The organism is Variovorax sp. RTB1 (assembly GCF_035018765.1).
Taxonomy (GTDB): domain Bacteria; phylum Pseudomonadota; class Gammaproteobacteria; order Burkholderiales; family Burkholderiaceae_C; genus Variovorax.
The window spans coordinates 46,307-67,900 of sequence record NZ_JASJXG010000010.1; the positions used below are offsets into that span (position 1 = coordinate 46,307).

Genomic DNA, 21,594 nt, shown 5'->3' on the forward strand with positions numbered 1-21,594 from the left:
CCGGAGGATGTGAGCTATGAAACGATTCCTGATTAACAGGTGGCCTCGAGTGAGTTCTCGACCCGTCGAACGCGCTCAGCGAGCGGTTTCCTACCGGACGACATTCGATCGAAGCGCGGCCTTCGACGACACCGAGCCGTGGTCAGGAACCCTGCCGCACTACACAGCAACTGCCATCGGGTTCAAAGTCTGGGCCATTGTTTTCGCCGTTGGCCTGTTACCGATCGCAGCCGTTGTCGTGGCATCGGCGAGCGGCTATGGAGTGGCGCGCCTGGTCGACGAGGTCGGTCCGGGGTTGCTGCTGTGCTGGCCGCTCGTGCTGGCGGTCGGAACGAAGTTGCTCGTTCGAAAAATTGTCGCGGAGCGAAACAAGGTCGCCGATGAGTGGAAGAAACCGTTGTTGGTCGAGCGTTCCCGCGTGGCGTCACTCGAGATCGTGGCCCGTGCCCGCTACGAGACACCAAGCTACCGCAGATAGACGACCAGCAGTTCCAGGATTGAATGTCGCCGTCCCGGGTGTTGATGACGCCTTCGACCGACGTCGTATAGATCGTGTCGTTGCAGCCGGCGAGGAACTCGCGCGCCTCCTTGGCCAAAGCGTTACCGGGTTAGCGCTCTGTCGAAGTCGTAGAGGTTTCAGTTTCCATTGGCTTCTTGCGAGACATCTGGCGCGACTGTCGACGGCCATGCGTTTCAGCGAACACGATGGCAATGAGGATCAAGGGCATGGCCAACAGCACGAACGCGCCAAAGACGTAGACCAGGCCGCCCATGACAAGGGCACTAAGGAGAATCGCCAGCAGTCGGACCATTGGCCATGATCCGAACCTGGGATGACTTGGTCAATCCAGTGAATCCCGAAGCCGGATCGATCAGGTGCGCATCGATCGTCTTCCGCAATTGGCATTTAACATAATATACATTGTATTATTTCTGATTGGGTTCGCCGCCATGATTCGACTCAACGGCTCGACAGAAAACAAAAACTAACTACAATTAGTTACATGCACCGTGCGCGCTTTCCCATCGCCAACCAATTTCAACGCTTTAAGAAAGTGCTGACCTTGTCGGACTACTTGCGCAGTACCAAACGTCTTGCACCCGGAGAACTCAGAGCCATCGCCGGCTCACTTCGTCGGAGTGGTCAGGACGTCAGTGGCAACGCCGAGCGCATCGCCGCTGCGATCGAATCGGTAGCAGCCTGGCGCGCAAGCAGCGCGTCGTCGGCTATGAAACGCGATGCACCGCCCACCACGCTGTTCGAACGTCTTTCTGACTGGGCGACCGCTTCGTTTTAGCCATCCCCAGCCGTTCAAGACTGGTTCGAACGCCATAGCTGGTCTACGCCAGATCGATCCCCGAATCGAGAATGACCGACAGATCTCCCCTCGTCTCTTCGAGCTGCAGCAACGTTGCCTGGCGCGCAGCCAGAGAGTCCCGGCTGAGCAAGGCAGTGAGGATGGCCTTGTGCCGCGGCAATGACAGCGAATGCGTGTTGGGCAGCTTGCTGCTGAGCTTGATCGATTCGCGCAACGCCAGCGACAACATGTTGCCGATATACGCCAGCAGATCGTTGCCGGTCGCTTCGGCAATGCGGCGGTGGAACGCCAGGTCGGGCTCCAGCAGTTCGTCTATCGTTTTTGCGGCTTCCATGCCGGCATAGGCCTCCGCCACGCCCTGAAGGCTTTCGTCGCTGGCCACCTTGGCCGCAAGTGCCGCCACCGCCGGCTCGAAGATCCGTCGCACCGTCAGCAGCGTTTGCACGAACTCGGGTTGTGGTTTGGCCTGAATGAGCCAGTACAGAACGTCGGGATCGAGCAGATGCCACTCGTTGCGTGGCCGCACGATGGCACCCGCACGCTGTTTGGAAAGCACGAGCCCTTTGGCGACCAGCACTCGCGTCGCTTCCCGCAACACCGGCCGGCTGACGTCGTAGGTGGCGCAGAGCGACGCCTCCATCGGCAAACGGTCGCCGACCCGGTACTCGCCGGAGACGATGCGCATGCCCAGATCGCGGACGATCTGCGAGTGCATGCTTTTGCGGTCCGGCGGCTGGTGATATCCCGGGGCGCTGTGAGAACCTTTCATTTCGGCGGCAATTCGTACGGGTTTGTCGAGTCCGACGATCTGGATGCCGTCCATGGTGCTGTCTCCTGAAATTGTTATGGCTGTCTGTTGCGCTGTTGCGCTGTCGCGCTGTGGCTCAGTGGGAATGCCGCGGCACGACCGAGCCGCGCTGGCCGACCAGAAAGTCGAAGTCGCAGCCTTCGTCGGCCTGCAGCACATGCTCGACATAGAGCTTGCGGTAGCCACTCGCATCGGCCGGATCGGGTCGTTGCTCCGCCTGCCATGCGGTCAGTCGCGATGCGAGCTCGGCCTCGGAGATGTCCAGGTGCAGGCGCCCTTGCATCGCGTCGAGCTCGATCCAGTCGCCCTCGCGCACCACGGCAAGCGGGCCGCCGGCACGGGCCTCCGGAGAGACGTGCAACACCACCGTTCCGTACGCTGTGCCGCTCATGCGCGCATCCGAGATGCGGACCATGTCGGTCACGCCCTGCGCCAAAAGCTTTGCCGGCAAGCCCATGTTGCCGACCTCGGCCATGCCGGGATAGCCTTTGGGGCCGCAGTTTTTCAGCACCATCACCGAGTCCGGGGTAATGGCGAGTTCAGGGTCTGCGATGCGCGACTTGTAGTCTTCGAGGTTCTCGAAGACTACAGCCTGGCCGCGGTGTTTCAGCAATGCCGGCGTTGCCGCCGAGGGCTTCAGCACGGCACCCCGTGGCGCCAGGTTGCCGCGCAGCACGCACATCGCGCCGTCCGCGGCCAGCGGGCGATCGAGCGGGCGGATCACTTCGTCGTTGTAGATCGGCGCGTCCTTGACGTTGTCCCACAGGCTCGACCCGTTCGCGGTCAGCGCGCCCGGATGCGGCAGCAGTCCGGCATCGCCCATGCGGCGGAGCACGGCCGGCAGACCGCCTGCGTAATAGAAGTCTTCCATCAGAAAACGGCCGGACGGCATCAGGTCGACCAGCGTCGGCGTGCCGCGCCCCACGGTGGTCCAGTCGTCGAGTGCGAGCTCGACGCCGATGCGTCCGGCGATGGCTTTCAAATGAATCACGGCGTTGGTCGAGCCGCCAATTGCTGCATTGGTGCGGATCGCATTCTCGAAAGCCTGGCGCGTCAGCAGCTTCGACAAGCGCAAGTCTTCGCGCACCATCTCGACCATGCGCATGCCCGACATGTGGGCCAGTACATAGCGGCGCGAATCGACCGCGGGAATCGCGGCGTTGTGCGGCAGGGTCACGCCGAGCGCCTCCGCCATGCAGGCCATCGTCGATGCGGTGCCCATCGTGTTGCAAGTGCCGGCAGAGCGCGACATGCCCGCCTCTGCCGACATGAACTGGTGCAGCGTGATGGTGCCGGCCTTCACCTGTTCGGACAGTTGCCACACGGCGGTGCCGGAGCCGATGTCGCGGCCTTCGTGCTTGCCGTTGAGCATCGGCCCGCCGGTGACGGCGATTGCCGGAATATCGCAACTGGCGGCGCCCATCAGCAATGCGGGCGTCGTCTTGTCGCACCCCACCAGCAGCACCACGCCGTCTATGGGGTTGCCACGGATGGCCTCCTCGACATCGATGCTCGCCAGGTTGCGGGTGAACATGGCGGTCGGTCGCAGGTTTGATTCGCCGTTCGAAAAAACCGGGAACTCCACCGGGAATCCGCCGGCTTCGAACACGCCCTGCTTCACGTGCTCGGCGATCTTGCGGAAGTGCGCGTTGCACGGCGTCAACTCCGACCAGGTGTTGCAGATCCCAATGATCGGCTTGCCGTGGAACTCGTGGTCCGGGATGCCCTGGTTCTTCATCCAGCTGCGGTACATGAACCCGTTCTTGTCGGTGGTTCCGAACCATTCGGCGGACCTGAGCTTGACGGGCGACTTCGACATGGGAACCTTCGTGAATAGGTGAGCCAAGAAATATAGTCAGACTAATTGATCGATTGTTTCAGTACAAACCCCTATGTCTCGCCCTTTGACGAGATTAAGTAAGACTACATAATCGGCCGCCCTACTCTATCGCGCCACCGCGCAGGCCCCGCAATGACCGACCACGCCCGCTATCCCAGCCTTGCCGATCGCACCGTCCTCATCACCGGCGGTGCCACCGGCATCGGTGCCACTTTGGTCGAGGAGTTCGTGATGCAGGGCGCCAAGGTGGGCTTCGTCGACATCGACGAGGCCGCTGGCAAGGCACTCGCAACGACGCTTGCCGGCGCTGCGCACGCACCGGTCTTCTGCCCTGCCGACGTCACCGACATCGCCGCCCTCGATGCAGCGATCGACGCCGTGCGCGGCCGCTTCGGGCCGATCACCGTGCTGCTCAACAACGCAGCCAACGACCGGCGCCATCGCATCGAAGACACCACGCCCGCGAGCTGGGATGCGGGCGTCGCCGTCAACCTGAAGCACCAGTTCTTCGCGGCACAGAACGTCGCCGGCGACATGCGGCAGGCAGGCGGTGGGTCGATCGTCAACTTCGGCTCGATCAGCTGGATGCTCAAACAGGGCGGCATGCCGGTCTACACCACGTCCAAGGCCGCCGTGCAGGGACTCACACGCAGCCTGGCGCGCGACCTAGGCCCGTTCAACATCCGCGTCAACACGCTGGTCCCGGGTTGGGTGATGACCGAAAAACAGGTTCGCCTCTGGGTCAACGATGCAGCGCGTGAAGACATCGCGCGAGGTCAGTGCATCAACCGTCCGCTGTTGGCCGAACACATCGCTCGCATGGCGCTTTTTTTGGCGGCAGACGACAGTGCGATGTGTACCGCACAAGACTTCGTGGTGGATGGAGGCTGGGTTTGACTCGCCGGCTGGTACACGGCTGACAAGCACTGCCTGAACCCCGTTTTCGTTCTGGTCCGTTCTCGTTCTGAAAGAACCTATGACATCGACAAAATCCAGGCGCTATGAAGGCGTGTTTCCCGTGGTCCCGACCACCTTCACCGAGCAGGGCGAGCTGGACCTGGAAAGCCAGAAGCGTTGCGTCGATTTCATGATCGACGCGGGCTCCGATGGCCTGTGCATCCTGGCGAATTTCTCGGAGCAGTTCGTGCTCTCCGACGAGGAGCGCGAGGTGCTCACGCGCTGCATCCTCACGCATGTGGCGGGCCGCGTGCCGGTGATCGTCACCACCACGCACTACGGCACGCGCATCTGTGCCGAGCGCTGCCGCCGCGCGCAGGATGCAGGCGCCGCCATGGTGATGGTGATGCCGCCGTACCACGGCGCCACGCTGCGGGTGCCAGAGGCACAGATCTTCGAGTTCTATGCTGCGCTGTCCGATGCCATCGACATCCCGATCATGATTCAGGACGCGCCGGTCAGCGGCACCGTACTGTCGGCGCCTTTCTTGGCGCGCATGGCCCGGGAGATCGAGCATGTGCGCTACTTCAAGATCGAGACGGCTGGCGCGGCCTCCAAACTGCGAGAGCTGATCAAGCTCGGCGGCGATGCGATCGAAGGCCCGTGGGACGGCGAAGAAGCCATCACTTTGCTGCCCGACCTCGACGCCGGCGCAACCGGCTCGATGACCGGCGGTGGCTATCCGGACGGCATCCGCAAGATCATGGATGCCTGGCGTGCCGGACAGCGCGACGATGCGGCAACCGCCTACCAACAATGGCTGCCGCTCATCAACTACGAGAACCGCCAAGGCGGCATCCTCACCGCGAAGGTGCTGATGCAGGAAGGCGGCGTCATCGCCTGCGAGGCACCGCGCCATCCCTTCCCTGCGATGCATCCTGCAGTGCGCGCAGGGCTGCTGGAGTCTGCTCGCAGACTGGATCCATTGGTGCTGCGCTGGGGGCGTTAGGCCCGTGTCTTGGGAATGGTCTCGACCCACTCGAAGTCATCCGGCGTCGACCTGCACCTCGACCGAACCCAGCCCTGAAACCTCGAAGCGGAAACGCCCCGACGTGCTCGGGAACTTGGTGGTGACCATGCTGCCCGTCATCACGATGTCGCCGCTCCGCAGACTGCCTCCGCTCGCAGCGAGATGCTCGGCCAGCCACACCACCGACAGCAGCGGATTGCCGAGCACGTCGGCGCCGCGTCCGGTATCGAGGACGCTGCCGTCTTCGGTAATGACGCTGCCTTCGACCGACGCCAGATCAGGCCAGCTCGACTGGAAGGTGCCTACGACGATGCCGGCGTTCCAGGCGTTGTCGGCAACCAGCGAGAGCATGTCGAGCGTCTTGTAGTCGCAACCCCGGTCGTCCACGATTTCGATGGCCGGCGCGACACCGTCGATGGCCGCAACGACTTCCGCGAGCGTGACGGGTTGACCAGAACGATCGGACGGCGCCAGATCGCGACCGATGCGCACCGCGATCTCGAACTCGATGCCGAAGCGGCCGTAAGCCGAAGGCTTGAGCACGGCGCCCGAAGCATGAACGCGGTCGGCGAACACGACGCCCGCTACGGGCGTGTCGATGCCGCACATCGCCTGCATGGCGGTCGATGTCAGGCCGATCTTGTAGCCAGCGCGTGAAACGGCGCGGCTCGCTGAACGGAGGGCGTTGAAACGGTCCTGCACGCGGTACGCATCGGGCATCGTCCGAATGCCGCGGGCGGCGGCGAAGGGCTCGAAGCGGCGGCTGTCGGCGTGCTGCTTCGTGAGCCATTCGGCGACGTCTTGCGCTGCGGGGAAGTCCGTTTGTTCTGTCTCCATTGCTGATCCTTGCTTCACCACTTCCCCTCGGTGGCCGCTGGCTTGTCGACAGGGGTTGCCGGCGGCCTCACAACCGGCTTGGCCAGCATCGCCGCGGTGATCAGCCCGACCGCGTCTGGCCGCCTGCCGCGCTGCGCGAAGTCCAGGGCCGTCATGCCCTGCTGGTTCTTCATCGCAGTGTCGGCACCTTCGTCGAGCAGCAGTTTCACGCTGTCCGACGAGCCGTACATCGCGGCCATCATCAGCGGCGTGGTGCCGTTGGGCGACTGCGCGTCGATGAAGGCAAAGGCCTCGAGCAGCTTCTTCATGATCTCGACGTTGCCGCCAGAGGCCGCATAGTGCAACGGCGTCCAGCCCGGTTTATTGACGTCGGCATCGCGAGCCATCAGCTTGGCGACGATGTCCTGCTGGCCTTTGAGCGCCGCCATCATCAGCGGACTTTCGTCCTGCGCGTTGCGAGCTTCGACGTTGGTTTTGGGCGAAGCGATCAGTACCTCGATGACGCGCGGCGATGGCTCGCGCATGGCGATCAACAGGCCGGTCTGGCCTTTTTCATCCTTGGTGTTGGGGTCGAAACCGCGTTTTATCAGATCGGAGACGCCGCTTGCGTTGTCGCCACGCACAGCCCTGAAAAAGTCATCGAACGAGCCAGCATGCGCTGAAAAAGAACAATAGAAACCAACAAGATACAGCGCTTGTTTAAAGTGATACTTCATTTAAAGACGGCGGCTTTGGCACCGCTGAAAAGAGTTTCGAAATTGTCGCTCGTGGCCTTGGCGATGGCTTCGATCGGCAGTTGCCGCAACGCTGCGATCTGCCGGGCCACGAAAGGCACATACGACGGGTTGTTGGTCTTGCCGCGGTACGGTACCGGGGCGAGGTAGGGGCTGTCGGTTTCGATCAGCATGCGATCGAGCGGGACGAAGGCGGCCACGTCGCGAAGGTCTTGCGCCTTCTTGAAGGTCAGGATGCCGGAGAACGAAATGTAGAAACCGAGGTCGAGGGCGGCGCGCGCCACCTCGGCCGTTTCGGTAAAACAATGGAAGACGCCGCCGGCGGCATTTCCGGTGGCGTCTTCGCCCTCCTCCTTCAGGATCGCCAGCGTGTCGGCCGAGGCTTCGCGGGTGTGGATCACCAGCGGCTTGCGCGTTTGCTGCGCGGCGTGGATGTGCACGCGAAAGCGATCGCGCTGCCATTCCATGTCGGCGACGCTGCGGCCGCCCTTGCGCTCTTCCATCTGGTAATAGTCGAGCCCGGTTTCGCCGATGGCGATGACCTTTGGCAAGGCGGCGCGCTCGACCAGATCGGCGACGCTCGGCTCGGCGATGTCTTCGTTGTCCGGATGCACGCCGACGCTGGCCCAGAAGTTGTCGTAGCGCGCAGCCAGTGCCTGGACTTCGGCGAACTCTTCAAGGGTGGTGCAGATGCAGAGCGCCCGATCGACCTGCGCTTCGGCCATGGCCGCGCGGATCTGCGGCATCTGCTCGGTGAGTTCGGGGTACGTAAGGTGGCAGTGCGAGTCGGTGAACATGCCCCGATTGTCGCCAACCGCAGAAGACCGCGCCGATCACCGCGACGCTGATGGCGCGGGTCGGCGCGCTTAGATCGTTTGCGTAGCGCGGTCGGATGCCATCGTGCCGCCGAGCGCTTCTTCGATGCGCGCCTTGAGCTGGCGCGACTTGTCGTCCGACGGAAAGCGGATGCCGACGCCCGGTGATCGATTGCCGGCCGCGCGTGCCGGTGTGATCCAGGCGACCTTGCCGGCCACCGGATAGCGCTGCGGATCGTCCGGCAGCGTGAGCAGCACATAGACATCGTCGCCCAGCCGGTACTCGCGCGAGGTCGGGATGAAGATGCCGCCTTCGGCGAACAGCGGAATGTAGGCCGCGTACAGCGCGCCCTTTTCCTTGATCGCCAGTTGGATGACGCTGGGCCGGGCCGGGCCTGTCGCTGCCGTGCCGCTGAACCCGGCGGATGGTGGAATGAAGGGTGTATTCATGGGCGTTGTGCGGCGGAGTTTAGGGTGCTTCGTGCTTCGCTCACAAGGGCCTCGAGCATCAAGCCGGCGTTGAACGGATGATCCGCGGTTTTTGCCGCATTCGCGAGCGACTTCGACCAGCGCGCCAACGCGATGTGCGAGGGCACTGCCGGCAGGTCGGCCGTCTCGAAGAAACGGGGCGCGGCACCGCAGCCCGTGGCCATCAGGTCGTGACACACCTTTTGCAGCGCGTCGATGGCCTGCGCGGGTGCATGGTCCGCAAGCGCACTGACATCCCCTCGCAGCATGGCTTTGGGAAACAACGACCAGGCCTTCGGCGAGCGACCGCTTTGCGCCAGCCGCAGCGCATTCGAAGGCCGGCCGCCGGCCGCACGCAACAGGCCAGCGACATCGGCATCCGGCACGCCGTGCGCGACCATCCAGGCGTGGGCGTCCGACGCCTCCGGCCACGGCAGCGTGAAGCCGAGGCAGCGACTGCGAATGGTCGGCAGCAGCTGCCACGCGGCCTCGCTGGCGAGCACGAAGCGGATATCGCCGACCGGCTCTTCCAGCGTTTTCAGCAGTGCGTTGGCCGTGATGTGGTTCATGCGCTCGGCCGGATACACCAGCACGACCTTGCCGCGACCGCGTGCGCTGGTGCGCTGGGCAAAGCCGACCGCGTCGCGCATCGCCTCGACCCGGATCTCGCGGCTCGGCTTGCGTTTTTTATCGTCGATGTCGGACTGCGACTTTTCGTCCAGCGGCCAGCCGAGTTCCATCATCGCGACCTCCGGCATCAGCACGCAGAGGTCGGCGTGGGTACGAACCTCGATAGCGTGGCAGCTGGTGCAGTGGCCGCAGGCGGTGCCGTCATCCTTGGGCTCCTCGCACAGCCAGGCCGAGGCGAGCGCCAAGGCGAGTTCGTACTGGCCGAGTCCCGATGCACCTTGCAGCAGCCAGGCGTGGCCGCGTTGTCGAAGCAGATCGGCGAGCGGCACGCGCAACCAGGGCGACAGAACGGGTGCTGGGTTTCCGACACCGGTAGCGACAGGTTTTTGGGTGCTCATATCGATGCGCCCGTACTTCTGGTGATGAGTCCGCGATCGAACAATGCGGCCTCGATCTGCTGCCAGACCTGGTCGCGCCCCTGGCTGGCGTCGATGCGAACGAAGCGCTCGGCGCCTGCTGCGCGCTCGGCATAGCCCGCTGCCACGCGCCGGAAGAATTCGACCGGCTGCGACTCGAACTTGTCGGGCACGCGGGCGCCAGCCAGGCGCTCTGCGGCGATGGCGGGGGCCAGGTCGAACCAGAGCGTGATGTCGGGCTGCAAGAGTGCGTTGCCTGCACTGCTCGCCCCGCCCAAATCCGCGCGACCGCCTTGCACCCAACGCTCCAGCGTCGACAGCACCGTCGTATCGAACCCGCGCCCCGCTCCCTGATAGGCGAAGGTCGCATCGGTGAACCGATCGCACAGCACTACATCGCCACGTGCCAGCGCAGGCTCGATCACCTTCAGCACATGATCACGTCGCGCCGCGAAGACCAGCAGGGACTCGGTCAGCGCATCCATCGGCTGCTCGAGGATCAGGCCGCGCAGCGTCTCCGCGAGCGGCGTGCCGCCAGGCTCTCGCGTGCGCGTTATGGTGCGGCCCTGTGCCTTGAACAGAACTGCCAGCGCATCGATGTGGCTGGATTTCCCGGCGCCGTCGATGCCCTCCAGCGTCAAAAACAAACCGCTCATTGACCGCCTCTCTGGTACTTGTTGACCGCGCGGTTGTGCTCGTCGAGCGAACTGCTGAACTGGCTCGTGCCATCGCCGCGCGAAACAAAATAGAGCGACCGGCTGCGCGCCGGTTGCACCGCGGCAAGCAAGGCGGCCTTGCCCGGCATCGCGATCGGCGTGGGCGGCAAGCCGGTGCGAAGGTAGGTGTTCCAGGGCGTGTCGGCCTGCAGATCGCGCTTGCGCAGGTTGCCGGCGAAGCCCGTGCCGAGCCCGTAGATCACGGTCGGGTCGGTCTGCAACGGCATGCCGACGCGCAGCCGATTCGCGAATACCGCCGCGATTTCGGCGCGATCATTGGCTTTGCCTGTCTCTTTTTCGACAATGCTTGCCAGGATCAGTGCCTCATCGGCCGATTTCAGCGGCACATCGGTGGCGCGGGCGGCCCAGGCGGCTTCCAGCTTTTTGTCCATGGCGCGCATTGCCCGTTGCAGCAGGGCGACGTCGGTCGATCCCTTGGAATAGGTGTAGGTGTCGGGAAAGAAGCGGCCTTCAGGGTGCACGCCGGGTTTGCCGAGTTTGACCATCAGGGCGTCGTCGGTGAGGCCCATCGTGTCGGCCTTGAGTTGTTCGGACTTGGCCAGCGCCGAGCGCACCTGCCGGAAGTTCCAGCCTTCGACCAGCACGACGCTTCGCGTGGCTTCTTCTCCGCGCACCAGCACCGCGAGCAAGGTGCGTGGCGTGAGCCCGCGTTCCAACTCGTAGCTGCCCGCCCGAATCTGCCGGTCTTGCCCCGAAAAGCGAAACCACCAGTAAAGCAATTGCGGCTGGACTTCGACGCCGGTGTCTGCCACGGCTTGTGCGATGCCACGCGGCGTGGTGCCCGGTTCGACCGACAGATCGACCGAAGGCGCCGGTAACTTGAGTGGCTGGTTGACCCACCACAAAGCCCACGCGCCGGCCCCCAGCGCAACGAAGGCGCCCAGCAGAAAAATAGTCAGAAAAAAGCGTCGCATGGGTTGGCCCTGCAGGTCGAGCGGAACAGGGTCGGCCATGATAATTCAGCCATGACCTCTGTCGTTCTCAATGGGGTAACCCCCGCGCTCTCCACCCTCGGCGTCATCCGTGCCGAAGGCCCCGACGCCGCCAGCTTCTTGCACGGCCAGCTGACGCAAGACTTCGCGCTCCTCGGCGCGGGCGAAGCGCGCCTCGCAGCGCTGTGCACCGCAAAGGGTCGGATGATCGCCAGCTTCATCGGTATCAAGCCGCAGCCCGAAACCATCCTGCTGGTGTGCAGCAAGGACATCCTGGCTGCAACGCTCAAGCGCCTGTCGATGTTCGTGATGCGCGCCAAAGCCAAGCTGACGGATGCAAGTGCTGAGTTCGTTGTTTACGGTCTGGCTGGCACTGCGATTGCCGGCAACGGCGGTGATCCGGCCGCAGCGCCCGGCCAGCGCGCCGCGTTGACCGAGGTCAGCCTGGTGTCGCTCTACCCCTCCGACGGCGTGCCGCGCGCGTTGTGGATCGCACCGTCCGACAGCGCTGCGCCCACCGGCACACCGCTCGACTTGGGCCTCTGGCAATGGAGCGAAGTCCGCAGCGGCATCGTGACCTTGACCACGCCGGTGGTCGAAGCTTTCGTGCCGCAGATGCTCAACTACGAGTCGGTCGGCGGGGTCAACTTCAAGAAGGGCTGCTACCCCGGCCAGGAGATCGTGGCGCGCAGCCAGTTCCGCGGCACGCTGAAGCGCCGCGCTTACTTGGTTCAGGCCGATGGCGCGGTCGCAGTCGGCGACGAGGTGTTCGGCGCGTCGGATGCAGAACAATCCGTCGGGACCGTCGCGCAAGTCGCGCCAGCGCCCGACGGCGGCTGGTCGGCGTTGATCTCGATGCAAATCGCCGCGCTGGACGCCGGTGGTCTGCACGCCGGCACTGCGAGCGGGCCGGCGCTCACAGTCGAGCCGTTGCCGTACCCGCTGCTCGAAGACATTTAACGCGTCGCGCCTGGCGACCTTTCGGATGCCTGTCGCCAATATTCCTCTTCATTTGGACATGAGCATGGGCGCATGGACACATGGGAAAACTCGCGGCGCCCGGCGCTTGAACTTCACGCGCTGGGGCGTCGGGCTTATGTTCAGTGGTTCGCGCTGACGGGCAGCTTTCTTCTACTCCTCGGCCTGCAAGGCTGCTTCTTCAATGCGCCCCGGCTCGCAGCGTGGGAGCTCGGGGCGACCGGCCAACTGCCAGATTGCTCGGTCGCCCTCTACGGCGACTCCATCCTTTGGGGCGCCCACAACGGCCTGAACCGCTGGCCCGATCCACCCGGCATGATGCTCCGGCGACTGCGCCCCAGATATGGAGTCACGGACCGCACGATGCCCGGCGCGAGCGCATATGCCGAGGCCATGAAGTTCACGAACATCCATCTTGCGAGCCGCATCGTCGTCCTGCAATACGGCATGAACGATGCCGGCAAAGGCTACCCTTACGAAGCAGCGCTGCGGGCCATGGTCCTGCATGTCAAGGCGCAACGCCGCACGGCGGTGATCACTGGCATTTCGAATGTTGTCGGCGGCATGGCCCTGCGCGACGAGTACGACACCACAGCGCGGCGCGTTGCAGCAGAGACCGCCGTCGAGTTCGCCGATTGGAGCCAGGTCGACTTCGACCCCGCCGACATGGCGGACCCGGTGCATCCTGGGGAGGCGTACTCGGCGCGGCTGACCCAACGGCTCGCCGAAACGCTCGACCGGGTGGCGCCTGAGTGCCGCGGTGGTAGCGTCGTCGTCCCGGTCGAGTTGAGCCGCGCGTACCCCGATCAGACCGCGGCCATGCCGTGACGTCGCTTGGCGTCCGTCGCATCGGCGGACGCCAGGAAGCGGATCAGATCACCAACGGCAGCCGGCTGCTGCCCGCCTGCGAGCGGCGCCGCCGAAAAGACGGTCGTGATGCGCGCCTCCGGTGGCATCGGGCCGATCAGCTGGATTCCTTGGATCCCGATCATCTCGCTCATTTGCTGAAACCCCAATGTGGCCGCACCGCTCACGAGCAATGTTCCGACAGGCACGCCGGGCGATGCCTGCACCAGCCTCCCCTTCACTTCCGCTGCGATGCCCCAGCGCTCGAACAGCGCCATGAGCTCGACGCCGCTCGGGCCGGTCGAATAACCGATACGGTCCGCGCCCAGCACCGCACTTCGCAGTGCTTCAGCCGTCGCAATATTCGGCTGCCCGGCGCCGACGCGCACCGCGACGCCGACATCCGATCGGAACAGGTCGGCCTTGCCGCTGCCGTCCAGCTTGCCGTTGGCGATCAGTTTGTCGATCGCCTTCGAGTCGAGTACCGCCAGGTCGAAGCGCTCCCCTTCGTCGATACGCCGCGCGGCGTCGACGCCACCCACCGACACGAAAGACACCGGCACGCCGGAACGCTTCGAAAAGGCTTCGGCCAGGTCGGCAAGCAAGGCACGGGACGCCATGGAAGAGATGCCGCGAATGGTGGTCGTCATGGCGTCATTGAGGGGTAAGGGGCGCGCAGCGACCTGGGCATCCGCGGCACGTGTTGCCAAAGCCAGCGCGCCTGCGAGCGCAGAGATGCAGGCCTTGCGTCGATGCATGGGTGGCATCTCAATCGGGCTTGATGTGCGCATCCCGGATCAGCTTGCCGTAGCGCGCGGAATCGACCTTGAGCAAGGTCTCGAACTGCTCCGTGGGCCCTGGTAACGGTATGCCTCCGGCCGCAGCCAGCTGATCGCGAACTTCCGGCGATGCGATCGCCTTTTGCACCGCGTCATGCAGCTTTGCGATGATGGGCTTGGGCAGGCCTGCCGGCGCGACGAAGCCATACCAGACACTGGCCTCGAAGCCTGGATAGCCCGACTCGGCCACGGTGGGCACGCCGGGCAGCACCGCCGAACGCTCGGCGCTCATCACGGCCAGCACCTTGAGCTTGCCGGCCCGGGCCAGCGGCAACGCTTCGAGCGCGTTGATGGCGACCACGTCGACATGGCCGCCCATCACGTCGGTGATGGCCTGTGCGCCACCCTTGTACGGCACATGGCGGAGGGAGAGCCCCGCGGTGTGCTGGAAAAGGTCCATTGCCAAATGCGGTGTAGAGCCGTTGCCCGGCGTGGCGACGGTCAGGCTGCCGGGCTTGGCCTTGGCCGCTGCGATGAGCTCCGGCAAGGTCTTGATGGCGGAACCCTCGCTGGTCGCAAAGACGACCGGCACGCGGCCGACCAGCGAGATCGGCGTCACTTCACGGTCTAGGTCGTACGGGGCCGGCTCGAAAAGCGACGGATTCACCGCCAGCGCGTTGGCCGCCAGCAGCAAGGTGTACCCGTCGGGCGTACTGGTGATCAGCGACTTCACCGCGATGTTGGTGCCGGCGCCCGGCTTGTTCTCGACGATGACAGGCTGGCCCGCACAGCGGACATCCGCAGGCCGACCGAACGCGCGATGGCATCGACCGCGCCGCCGGCGCTGTAGCCGACGAGGATCTTGATGGGCTTGGAAGGATAGGCGTCCGCAGCCAACGCGGCGGTCGCGATGCCGAGCGAAGTGCCAAGCACCAACAAACCGGCGACGGCGAGCCAGGGGCGGCGAAGAAGATGACGACGAAAAAGTTGATTCATGGCTTGTCGGTGGGTTGAGGAACCTTGCTATCCCAGGCTTGCGGTGCGGCGTCTTTGCCGGCGACCGAATAGAGCGCGCCGGGCGCGTTACGCGTCTGCTGGAAATCTTCCAGCGACTGTCCGCGCATGGCGGCGTAGATATGCAGGTTGGAGACGCCGATCACCGCGCCCAATTTCTCCAGCATGAAAAAGATGACGCCGTAGTGGATGAGGCCGCGCCAGTCGCGGCCTCGCACCAGATCCCGTTCTTGCGCGGTCAGGCGCGCCGCCTCGAACGCGGCATCCTCGTCGGCCAGAAACGCCGAGCGATGCGCGGGCTGCGTCATGCCGTGAAGGAACTTGTTCAGCCGGTAGGCGCGAACGCTGGTCTCCAGCGTGAAGGGGTGCGTGCCGTCCAGCGCCTCGATGCCGGCAAGCTGCTCGTCGATGTGACGGCGGTGGCGTTCGACCCCGCCGCCGATCGGTGCGCTCGCCAGGTTTTCGTAGATGACGGTGGCGATGCCCGTCATCGAAGGCAGGTAGTAGGTTTGGTGCACCTTTTTCACGTTGGACGACAGTGCACCGCGCATGACCAGCCACATGATCACTTCGGCTCCCTCCATGCCACCCAGCGCGGCGAGCTCGGCCTGGGTCATCTCGGTGAGCCGCACCGGGTCGTTCTCGATGAGGTCGAGAAACTGCGCGTCCCATGCCGTGTTGTTGAAGCCGGCCCGCTCGCCATGCACCTGGTGCGACAGGCCGCCGGTGGCGACGATCACGACCTTCAGGTCTTCCGGGTAGCTCTCGATGGCGCGCCGCAACGCCTGGCCGAGTCGCCAGCAACGCCGCGCCGAGGGCACCGGCGACTGCAGTACGCCGACCTGCAAGGGCACCACCGGGATCGGCCACGCGGGCTCGTGCGCGCACAGCAACGACATCGGCGAGAACACGCCGTGGTCGAGAGCCCGGTCCTGGAAGAACGACATGTCGAACTCGTCGGCCACCAGCGAACGGCCGATGTGTTGCGCCAACGCCGGATGGCCTGCAAGCGCCGGCAGGTCGCGTTCACCGCCACCTTCGTCCGCGACCGCATGCCGCTCCCCAACGCCAAGCGCGAATGCCGAATAGTGATCGAAGAAGAACGAGCTGACGTGGTCGTTGTAGATGAAGAAAAGGACGTCTGGCGCGCTGTCCACCAGCCAGCGCTGCACGGGCGCAAAGGCTTCGAAGATGGGCGCCCACACCGGGTCTTGCTGCTTCTTCTTGTCGAAGGCGAAGCCGATGGTGGGAGTGTGCGAACAGGCGACGGCGCCGATGATGCGAGCCATGCAAGCGCTCCTGTCAGTCGATGTAGCGCAGGCCGGCCTTGGCCAGGGGCTCGCGCATGGCGTACATGTCCAGGCCGAGTTCGCCCCTGGCGAAGCGGGCGCGTTTGTCCGTTTCGTTGGTCTCGCGCTTTTCAGCCGCATCGGCCACCTGCATCGCGAGCGAGGCCGGCACCACGACCACGCCATCGATATCGGCAATGACGACATCGCCCGGGTGCACCATGGCGCCCGCGCAGACCACGGGCACGTTGACCGATCCGAGCGTCGACTTGATGCAGCCCTTGGCGTGGATTGCACGGCTGAACACCGGGAAGTTCATTGCGGCGAGGTCGCGCACATCGCGCACACCGCCGTCGATTACCAGGCCCTTGCAGCCGCGCGCCTGGAACGAGGTGGCGAGCAAGTCGCCGAAGAAGCCGTCGGTGCTGTCCGTGGTGCAGGCCGCGACAACCACGTCGCCGGGCTGAATCTGCTCGGCCGCGACATGCATCATCCAGTTGTCCCCGGGTTGCAGCAGCACGGTGACAGCCGGGCCGCAGAAGCGCGCGTCCGGGTAGATGGGGCGAATGCGGGGCTGCATCAGGCCGAGGCGGCCCAGCGCCTCGTGCACCGTCGACACACCGAAGCGCGAAAGCTTCTCGACTGCGGCCGGGTCGGCGCGCGTGATGTTGCGATGAACGACGCCGAGTTGCTGGAGCGTGTGCGTGATTGACATGATCAAAGTCCTTTCGCGGCGAGCGCACGGTCGAGCCGCGGGAAGACGCGGCGCGCATTGCCTTCGTAAATCTGCTTGCGGGCGGTCGTGTCCAGCGAAGAGGCTTCGATGTAGCGCTTGGTGTCGTCGAAGTAGTGCCCCGTCTCGGGGTCGATGCCACGCACCGCGCCGATCATCTCGCTGGCGAACAGGATGTTGTCGACCGGTATCACCTTGGTCAGCAGGTCGATGCCCGGCTGGTGGTAGACGCAAGTGTCGAAGAAGATGTTCTTCAGCAGATGGTCTTGCAGCAACGGCTTCTTCATCTCCTGCGCCAGGCCGCGAAAGCGGCCCCAGTGGTACGGCACCGCGCCGCCGCCATGCGGGATGAGAAAGCGAAGCGTCGGAAAATCCTTGAACAGGTCCGAGGTGAGGCACTGCATGAAGGCGGTGGTATCGGCATTCAGGTAGTGCGCGCCGGTGGTGTGAAAGCACGCATTGCAGCTGGTGCTGACGTGAATCATCGCGGGGATGTCGTACTCGACCATCTTTTCGTAGATCGGATACCAGTGCCGATCCGACAAGGGCGGCGAAGTCCAGTGACCGCCTGAAGGGTCTGGATTCAGATTGATGCCGACGGTGCCGAATTCACGCACGCAGCGGTCCAGCTCGGGGATGCAGGTCGAGGGGTCGACGCCTGGCGACTGCGGCAGCATGGCCACCGGGACGAACGCGTCGGGAAAGAGCTGCGACACCCGAAAGCAGAGTTCGTTGCAAATCGCGGCCCAGGTCGAAGACACCTCGAAGTCGCCGATGTGATGCGCCATGAAACTGGCACGCGGCGAGAAGAGCGTGAGGTCGAGGCCGCGCTCGCGCATCAATCGCAGCTGGTTGCTTTCGATGGACTCGCGCAGTGCGTCGTCGCTGATGCGCAGCTCCGAAGCACGCGGCATGGACGTGCCGTCGCGGAGGGCGCCGATCTGCCGGTTGCGCCAATCTTCCAGAGCTTTGGGCGCCGTGGTGTAGTGGCCGTGACAGTCGATGATCATGTGGGCTAATCCGTCGAGATGCTGCGGGGTTGAGGGAGATGGGGTGCCGACGCAATGCATGGCTTGCCACGACGGCGAGTATGTCGGCGAGCCCCCGCGAGCGCGATGCATTCGACTTGATCTGACACCAGACTTCTTTATCAAAACGGGTTTACCCTGACGCGCAATGCGAATGCCATCAAGGCGACAATTCGCGAAATGAAGCCGACGCGGCAACGCTACAAACTTATCGACGACGCCCGCACCGACGCTGAGGTCGACACGCACTTCGATGCGCTGGACATCAACCTGCGCCACCTTCGGGTTTGCCTCGCCGTCGCAACGGCCGGCAGCGCTGCAGGTGCAGCGGAAAGTCTTTACCGCGTGGCTTCTGCGGTGACGCGCTCCATCACCGAACTGGAACACGCGCTCGGTCGCCCGCTGTTCGATCGCCGCGCCCGCGGGATGACGTTGAACTCCTATGGGGAACTCGTGATGGCGCGTGCACGGCGCATCGAGCAAGTGTTCGCGGAGGCCGGAGGCCAGCTCCTGGCACGGGGCTGCATCGCAGCCTCGGTGGACGTTCGCTCGCGCTTCGCCACGATCCTCAATGGCCGGCGACTGGCGGTCATCGCGACCCTGGTCGAGAAGCGAAACATGGCACTGGTTGCGCGCGAGTTCGGTATCACGCAGCCAGCGATCAGCAGCGCACTGAAAGATCTGGAAGACGGTCTCAGCACCCCGTTGCTGGAACGCGGTGCGCGCGGTATGCGACCGACTCCGGCGGGCGACATCGTGGCTTTCCACTTCAAACGGGCGCTTGCCGAACTGCGCCACGTCGGGCCTGACCTCGCAGCCAGCGAAGGCACGCTGCGAGGCAGCATCCACATCGGCGCCCTGCCGCTCGGCCGCACGCAAATCCTGCCGCTCGCCATTGCATCGCTGTTGCGACGCCACCCGCACTTGCACGTGGCCACAGTTGAAAGCCCGTACGACGCCCTGGTGGCGTCGCTGCGCAACGGCGACATCGACTTCATCCTCGGCGCGCTGCGCGGGGAGGCCAGGGATCTTCAGCAAGAGGCGCTGTTCGAAGACCGCATTTCGGTGATCGCACGTGCAGGTCACCCACTCGCAGGCGGTTCACGCATCGACTTCGATGCGCTGCGTCAGGCGCGGTGGGCGCTCTCACGGCAAGGGTCACCCTCGCGCGAACTGCTCGAGCGGTTTTTCTCCGGCGCAAGGCAGGTCCCGCCTGCCCCCGCCGTGGAAACTGGCGATCTCGCGGTGCTGCGCGGTCTGCTCCTGGAGAGCGACATGCTGACCGCCCTCTCCCCGCACCAGCTGCGCTACGAAATCCGTGACGGCAGTCTGGTGGTGCTGGATTTCCCGCTTGAAGCGACACGCCGCAAGATTGGCATCACGCAACGGCTCGGTGCGTTCCCGTCTCCTGGCGCTCGGGCATTGATGGATGAAATCGCCTTGCTGATCGCGCGGTCGCCGGATTTTTCAAGCTGACGCGCGCTACCGTTGCAGCCGGTGGCGCAATCACATCGGCCGCCGCTGATGCGGTCCGCTTCGGCTACTCCGCAGTGTCAGAGCACGCGACGCATCTCGATGTGCGCGATGCCCGCCTCGTCGAACGGCGCACCCGACACCGCATAGCCGAGCTGCCGATAGAAGGCCTCCGCACTGCGTTGCGCGTACAGCGTCAGCGCACGATCACCCCGCGCTCGGGCAGCGTCTTCCAGTGTCTTCATGACCGCGGCGCCGTGCCCGCCGCCGCGCAGCGTGCGATGCACCGCCATGCGACCGATGCGTCCGACGCCCTCTGACGCCGGGAGCAATCGTCCGGTCGCGATCACCTGGCCGAGCCGGTTGCGCGACACCGCGTGCAACGAGCTTTCGTCATGGTCGTCCCACTCGTCTTCCTCTGTGATCTTCTGTTCCTCGATAAAGACGACGCGACGCAACGCGCTGGCAGCTTCGCACAGCGTCGACCAGTCGCCGGTCTGCATGGCATGCACCGCGCCACCGGCCTCGTAGTCGGTAAAGAGCTGGCGCAATACCGGAGGCACCGGCTTCGATGTTTGCGTCGCCGGGTCCGCAAAGACGTACACCAGCTCGCAGGTGACCAGCAATTCATCGCCGCGGAATAGCCCGCCATGAAACACGATCGACGAGGTGCCGACGCGCGCGCACTTCATGGCGACATCGAGCACGTCGTCCATGCGCGCCGACGCGGCGAATTCGATCGTCGCCTTGCGCACATAGAGGTCGCCGCCGAGCATCGGCATCGCCTCTTCGTAAGGCAGCGCCAGCGCGCGCCAGTAGTCGGCGATGGCGGTGTCGAAGTACATCAGGTAGTGCGCGTTGAAGACGATCTTCTGCATGTCGACTTCGGCCCAGCGCACGCGGAGGCGGTGAAAGAAGCGGAAGTCGTTGCGCTGCTCGTTCATCGGGTTCTTGATTTCGGTCATGGTCTCAGTCGGCGTTTTGGTCATGGTTCGAGTGCTTGTCTGAGTGCTTTTGCGGCGTCGTCCTGCGCTTGCAGCGCCTCGGGAATGGCGCGGCCCATCTTGATGAACTCATGGATCACGCCGCGATAGATTTCCAGGTCGACGGCAACGCCAGCGGCGCGCAGTTTGTCGGCATACGCCACGCCTTCGTCGACCAGCGGATCGCATTCGGCAAGGCCGATCCACGCCGGCGCCACCCCATCGACATCGTCGGCATTGAGCGGTGCGAAGCGCCAGTCGTCGCGATCGGCCGGCGTGCGCACGTACTGGCCGAAGAAGTAACTGATGAGCGACTCGGTCAGCAGCGGGCCGTCGGCGAACTTGCGATGCGACGGTGTGTCCTGGTGCGCCGTCATGCCCGGATAGATCAGCAGCTGCAATGCGAGCGGCAAGCCCGCGTCGCGTGCCAGGATGGCGCAAACCGCGGCCAGCGTGCCGCCAGCGCTGTCGCCACCGACCGCCATGCGGGCTGCGTCGAGGCCGAGCTTGGAACCCTGCCTTGCGATGAACTCGAAGGCGTCCCAGGCATCGTCCGCCGCGGTGGGGAACCTGTATTCGGGTGCGAGCCGGTAGTCGACCGACACCACCGCACAACCGCTCTTGCTGCTCAACACGCGGCAGAGCGTGTCGTGCGTCGCAATGCTGCCGACGGTGAAGCCACCACCATGAAAGTAGAGGAGCACCGGCAGCCTCTTTTTCGACGGCACAGCAATCGGCGCATACAGCCGCGCTGGCAAGTCGAATCCATCGCGTGCGGCAATCATGAAATCCTCTACGCGTGCCAGCTCAGGCTTGGGCACTTCGAGCACACCCGAGCCTTTTTCATAGGCCGCCTTCGCTTCTTCGGCGGACACCTGATCGAGCGGAGGATGCCCGGCCCGCGCCATGCGTTCGACCACGCCCGCCATCTTCGGCGTGAGCCTCATGCGCGGGTTCCTGAAGCTTCATACGCGACAGCGGCAAGGGTTTTTTGCGTGTGCAAGACTC

General features: G+C 64.5%; 25 protein-coding genes. 7 read left to right on the top strand and 18 right to left on the bottom strand.

All coding sequences use genetic code 11. The features are described 5' to 3' along the window. The first annotated feature begins 16 nt into the window (after positions 1-16). Positions 17-478, top strand: coding sequence for a hypothetical protein (locus tag QN397_RS09130; RefSeq protein WP_323496002.1), 462 nt, complete (start codon positions 17-19; stop codon positions 476-478). A 130-nt stretch (positions 479-608) separates the two neighbouring features. Here QN397_RS09130 and QN397_RS09135 read toward each other — a convergent pair whose 3' ends face one another. Continuing rightward, entirely contained in the window at positions 609-812 is a 204-nt protein-coding gene (locus tag QN397_RS09135) for a hypothetical protein (protein WP_323500735.1), read from the bottom strand. A 192-nt stretch (positions 813-1,004) separates the two neighbouring features. On the opposite strand from QN397_RS09135, the gene QN397_RS09140 reads away from it, so the two are divergent. Further along, entirely contained in the window at positions 1,005-1,298 is a 294-nt protein-coding gene (locus QN397_RS09140; RefSeq protein ID WP_323496000.1) for a hypothetical protein, read from the top strand. Between the two features lie 43 nt (positions 1,299-1,341). Here QN397_RS09140 and QN397_RS09145 read toward each other — a convergent pair whose 3' ends face one another. Both QN397_RS09145 and QN397_RS09150 read right to left on the bottom strand, forming a co-directional pair. After that, positions 1,342-2,088, bottom strand: a complete 747-nt coding sequence (locus QN397_RS09145) for a FadR/GntR family transcriptional regulator (RefSeq protein WP_323496066.1) — start codon at positions 2,086-2,088, stop codon at positions 1,342-1,344. A 115-nt stretch (positions 2,089-2,203) separates the two neighbouring features. After that, positions 2,204-3,946, bottom strand: coding sequence for an IlvD/Edd family dehydratase (locus QN397_RS09150; protein WP_323495999.1), 1,743 nt, complete (start codon positions 3,944-3,946; stop codon positions 2,204-2,206). A 153-nt stretch (positions 3,947-4,099) separates the two neighbouring features. On the opposite strand from QN397_RS09150, the gene QN397_RS09155 reads away from it, so the two are divergent. Both QN397_RS09155 and QN397_RS09160 read left to right on the top strand, forming a co-directional pair. Beyond that, positions 4,100-4,864 (top strand): SDR family oxidoreductase, encoded by a 765-nt coding sequence (locus QN397_RS09155; protein ID WP_323495998.1) that lies wholly within the window; start codon positions 4,100-4,102, stop codon positions 4,862-4,864. A gap of 79 nt (positions 4,865-4,943) precedes the next feature. Continuing rightward, positions 4,944-5,873, top strand: coding sequence for a dihydrodipicolinate synthase family protein (locus QN397_RS09160; protein WP_323495997.1), 930 nt, complete (start codon positions 4,944-4,946; stop codon positions 5,871-5,873). A 36-nt stretch (positions 5,874-5,909) separates the two neighbouring features. Here the strand turns inward: QN397_RS09160 and QN397_RS09165 are convergent, their stop codons facing one another. The 7 genes from QN397_RS09165 to mltG form a co-directional block, all read right to left on the bottom strand. After that, complete coding sequence (locus tag QN397_RS09165; RefSeq protein WP_323495996.1) at positions 5,910-6,731, bottom strand: 2-keto-4-pentenoate hydratase; 822 nt, start codon at positions 6,729-6,731, stop codon at positions 5,910-5,912. 14 nt (positions 6,732-6,745) lie between these two features. Continuing rightward, positions 6,746-7,447 (bottom strand): ankyrin repeat domain-containing protein, encoded by a 702-nt coding sequence (locus QN397_RS09170; protein ID WP_323495995.1) that lies wholly within the window; start codon positions 7,445-7,447, stop codon positions 6,746-6,748. Then, positions 7,444-8,262: a TatD family hydrolase gene (locus QN397_RS09175; protein ID WP_323495994.1), complete on the bottom strand. Its 819-nt coding sequence runs from the start codon at positions 8,260-8,262 to the stop codon at positions 7,444-7,446. The genes QN397_RS09170 and QN397_RS09175 overlap by 4 nt, the downstream gene beginning before the upstream one ends. Positions 8,263-8,331: 69 nt before the next feature. Then, positions 8,332-8,730: a PilZ domain-containing protein gene (locus QN397_RS09180; RefSeq protein WP_323495993.1), complete on the bottom strand. Its 399-nt coding sequence runs from the start codon at positions 8,728-8,730 to the stop codon at positions 8,332-8,334. Then, positions 8,727-9,776, bottom strand: coding sequence for a DNA polymerase III subunit delta' (locus QN397_RS09185; protein ID WP_323495992.1), 1,050 nt, complete (start codon positions 9,774-9,776; stop codon positions 8,727-8,729). Before QN397_RS09185 ends, QN397_RS09180 begins: the two co-directional genes overlap by 4 nt. After that, on the bottom strand, positions 9,773-10,450 hold the full coding sequence (gene tmk, locus QN397_RS09190; protein ID WP_323495991.1) for a dTMP kinase: 678 nt from the start codon (positions 10,448-10,450) through the stop codon (positions 9,773-9,775). The genes QN397_RS09185 and tmk overlap by 4 nt, the downstream gene beginning before the upstream one ends. Continuing rightward, on the bottom strand, positions 10,447-11,445 hold the full coding sequence (gene mltG / locus QN397_RS09195; RefSeq protein WP_323496065.1) for an endolytic transglycosylase MltG: 999 nt from the start codon (positions 11,443-11,445) through the stop codon (positions 10,447-10,449). Before mltG ends, tmk begins: the two co-directional genes overlap by 4 nt. A gap of 51 nt (positions 11,446-11,496) precedes the next feature. On the opposite strand from mltG, the gene QN397_RS09200 reads away from it, so the two are divergent. After that, positions 11,497-12,423, top strand: coding sequence for a folate-binding protein (locus QN397_RS09200; RefSeq protein WP_323495990.1), 927 nt, complete (start codon positions 11,497-11,499; stop codon positions 12,421-12,423). Positions 12,424-12,495: 72 nt separating this feature from the next. After that, entirely contained in the window at positions 12,496-13,269 is a 774-nt protein-coding gene (locus QN397_RS09205; RefSeq protein ID WP_323495989.1) for an SGNH/GDSL hydrolase family protein, read from the top strand. Here the strand turns inward: QN397_RS09205 and QN397_RS09210 are convergent. From QN397_RS09210 to QN397_RS09235, 6 genes are all read right to left on the bottom strand, one after another. After that, positions 13,248-13,937, bottom strand: coding sequence for a substrate-binding domain-containing protein (locus tag QN397_RS09210; RefSeq protein WP_323496064.1), 690 nt, complete (start codon positions 13,935-13,937; stop codon positions 13,248-13,250). The genes QN397_RS09205 and QN397_RS09210 overlap by 22 nt on opposite strands. A gap of 118 nt (positions 13,938-14,055) precedes the next feature. Continuing rightward, positions 14,056-14,799, bottom strand: coding sequence for a tripartite tricarboxylate transporter substrate-binding protein (locus QN397_RS09215; RefSeq protein ID WP_323500736.1), 744 nt, complete (start codon positions 14,797-14,799; stop codon positions 14,056-14,058). Then, complete coding sequence (locus QN397_RS09220; RefSeq protein ID WP_323500737.1) at positions 14,796-15,062, bottom strand: hypothetical protein; 267 nt, start codon at positions 15,060-15,062, stop codon at positions 14,796-14,798. The genes QN397_RS09215 and QN397_RS09220 overlap by 4 nt, the downstream gene beginning before the upstream one ends. Further along, complete coding sequence (locus tag QN397_RS09225) at positions 15,059-16,369, bottom strand: gallate dioxygenase (RefSeq protein ID WP_323495987.1); 1,311 nt, start codon at positions 16,367-16,369, stop codon at positions 15,059-15,061. Before QN397_RS09225 ends, QN397_RS09220 begins: the two co-directional genes overlap by 4 nt. 13 nt (positions 16,370-16,382) lie before the next feature. Then, positions 16,383-17,084 (bottom strand): 4-carboxy-4-hydroxy-2-oxoadipate aldolase/oxaloacetate decarboxylase, encoded by a 702-nt coding sequence (gene ligK / locus QN397_RS09230; RefSeq protein ID WP_323495986.1) that lies wholly within the window; start codon positions 17,082-17,084, stop codon positions 16,383-16,385. 2 nt (positions 17,085-17,086) lie between these two features. Beyond that, positions 17,087-18,112 (bottom strand): amidohydrolase family protein, encoded by a 1,026-nt coding sequence (locus QN397_RS09235; RefSeq protein WP_323495984.1) that lies wholly within the window; start codon positions 18,110-18,112, stop codon positions 17,087-17,089. 198 nt (positions 18,113-18,310) lie between these two features. On the opposite strand from QN397_RS09235, the gene QN397_RS09240 reads away from it, so the two are divergent. Beyond that, complete coding sequence (locus QN397_RS09240; RefSeq protein WP_323500738.1) at positions 18,311-19,606, top strand: LysR family transcriptional regulator; 1,296 nt, start codon at positions 18,311-18,313, stop codon at positions 19,604-19,606. 77 nt (positions 19,607-19,683) lie between these two features. On the opposite strand, the gene QN397_RS09245 is transcribed toward QN397_RS09240, so the two are convergent. Further along, on the bottom strand, positions 19,684-20,568 hold the full coding sequence (locus QN397_RS09245) for a YbgC/FadM family acyl-CoA thioesterase (protein ID WP_409052920.1): 885 nt from the start codon (positions 20,566-20,568) through the stop codon (positions 19,684-19,686). Between the two features lie 20 nt (positions 20,569-20,588). Further along, the gene (locus QN397_RS09250; protein ID WP_323495982.1) at positions 20,589-21,533 is read right to left on the bottom strand and encodes an alpha/beta hydrolase; all 945 of its coding nucleotides are present in this window, start codon (positions 21,531-21,533) and stop codon (positions 20,589-20,591) included. Positions 21,534-21,594 lie beyond the last annotated feature (61 nt).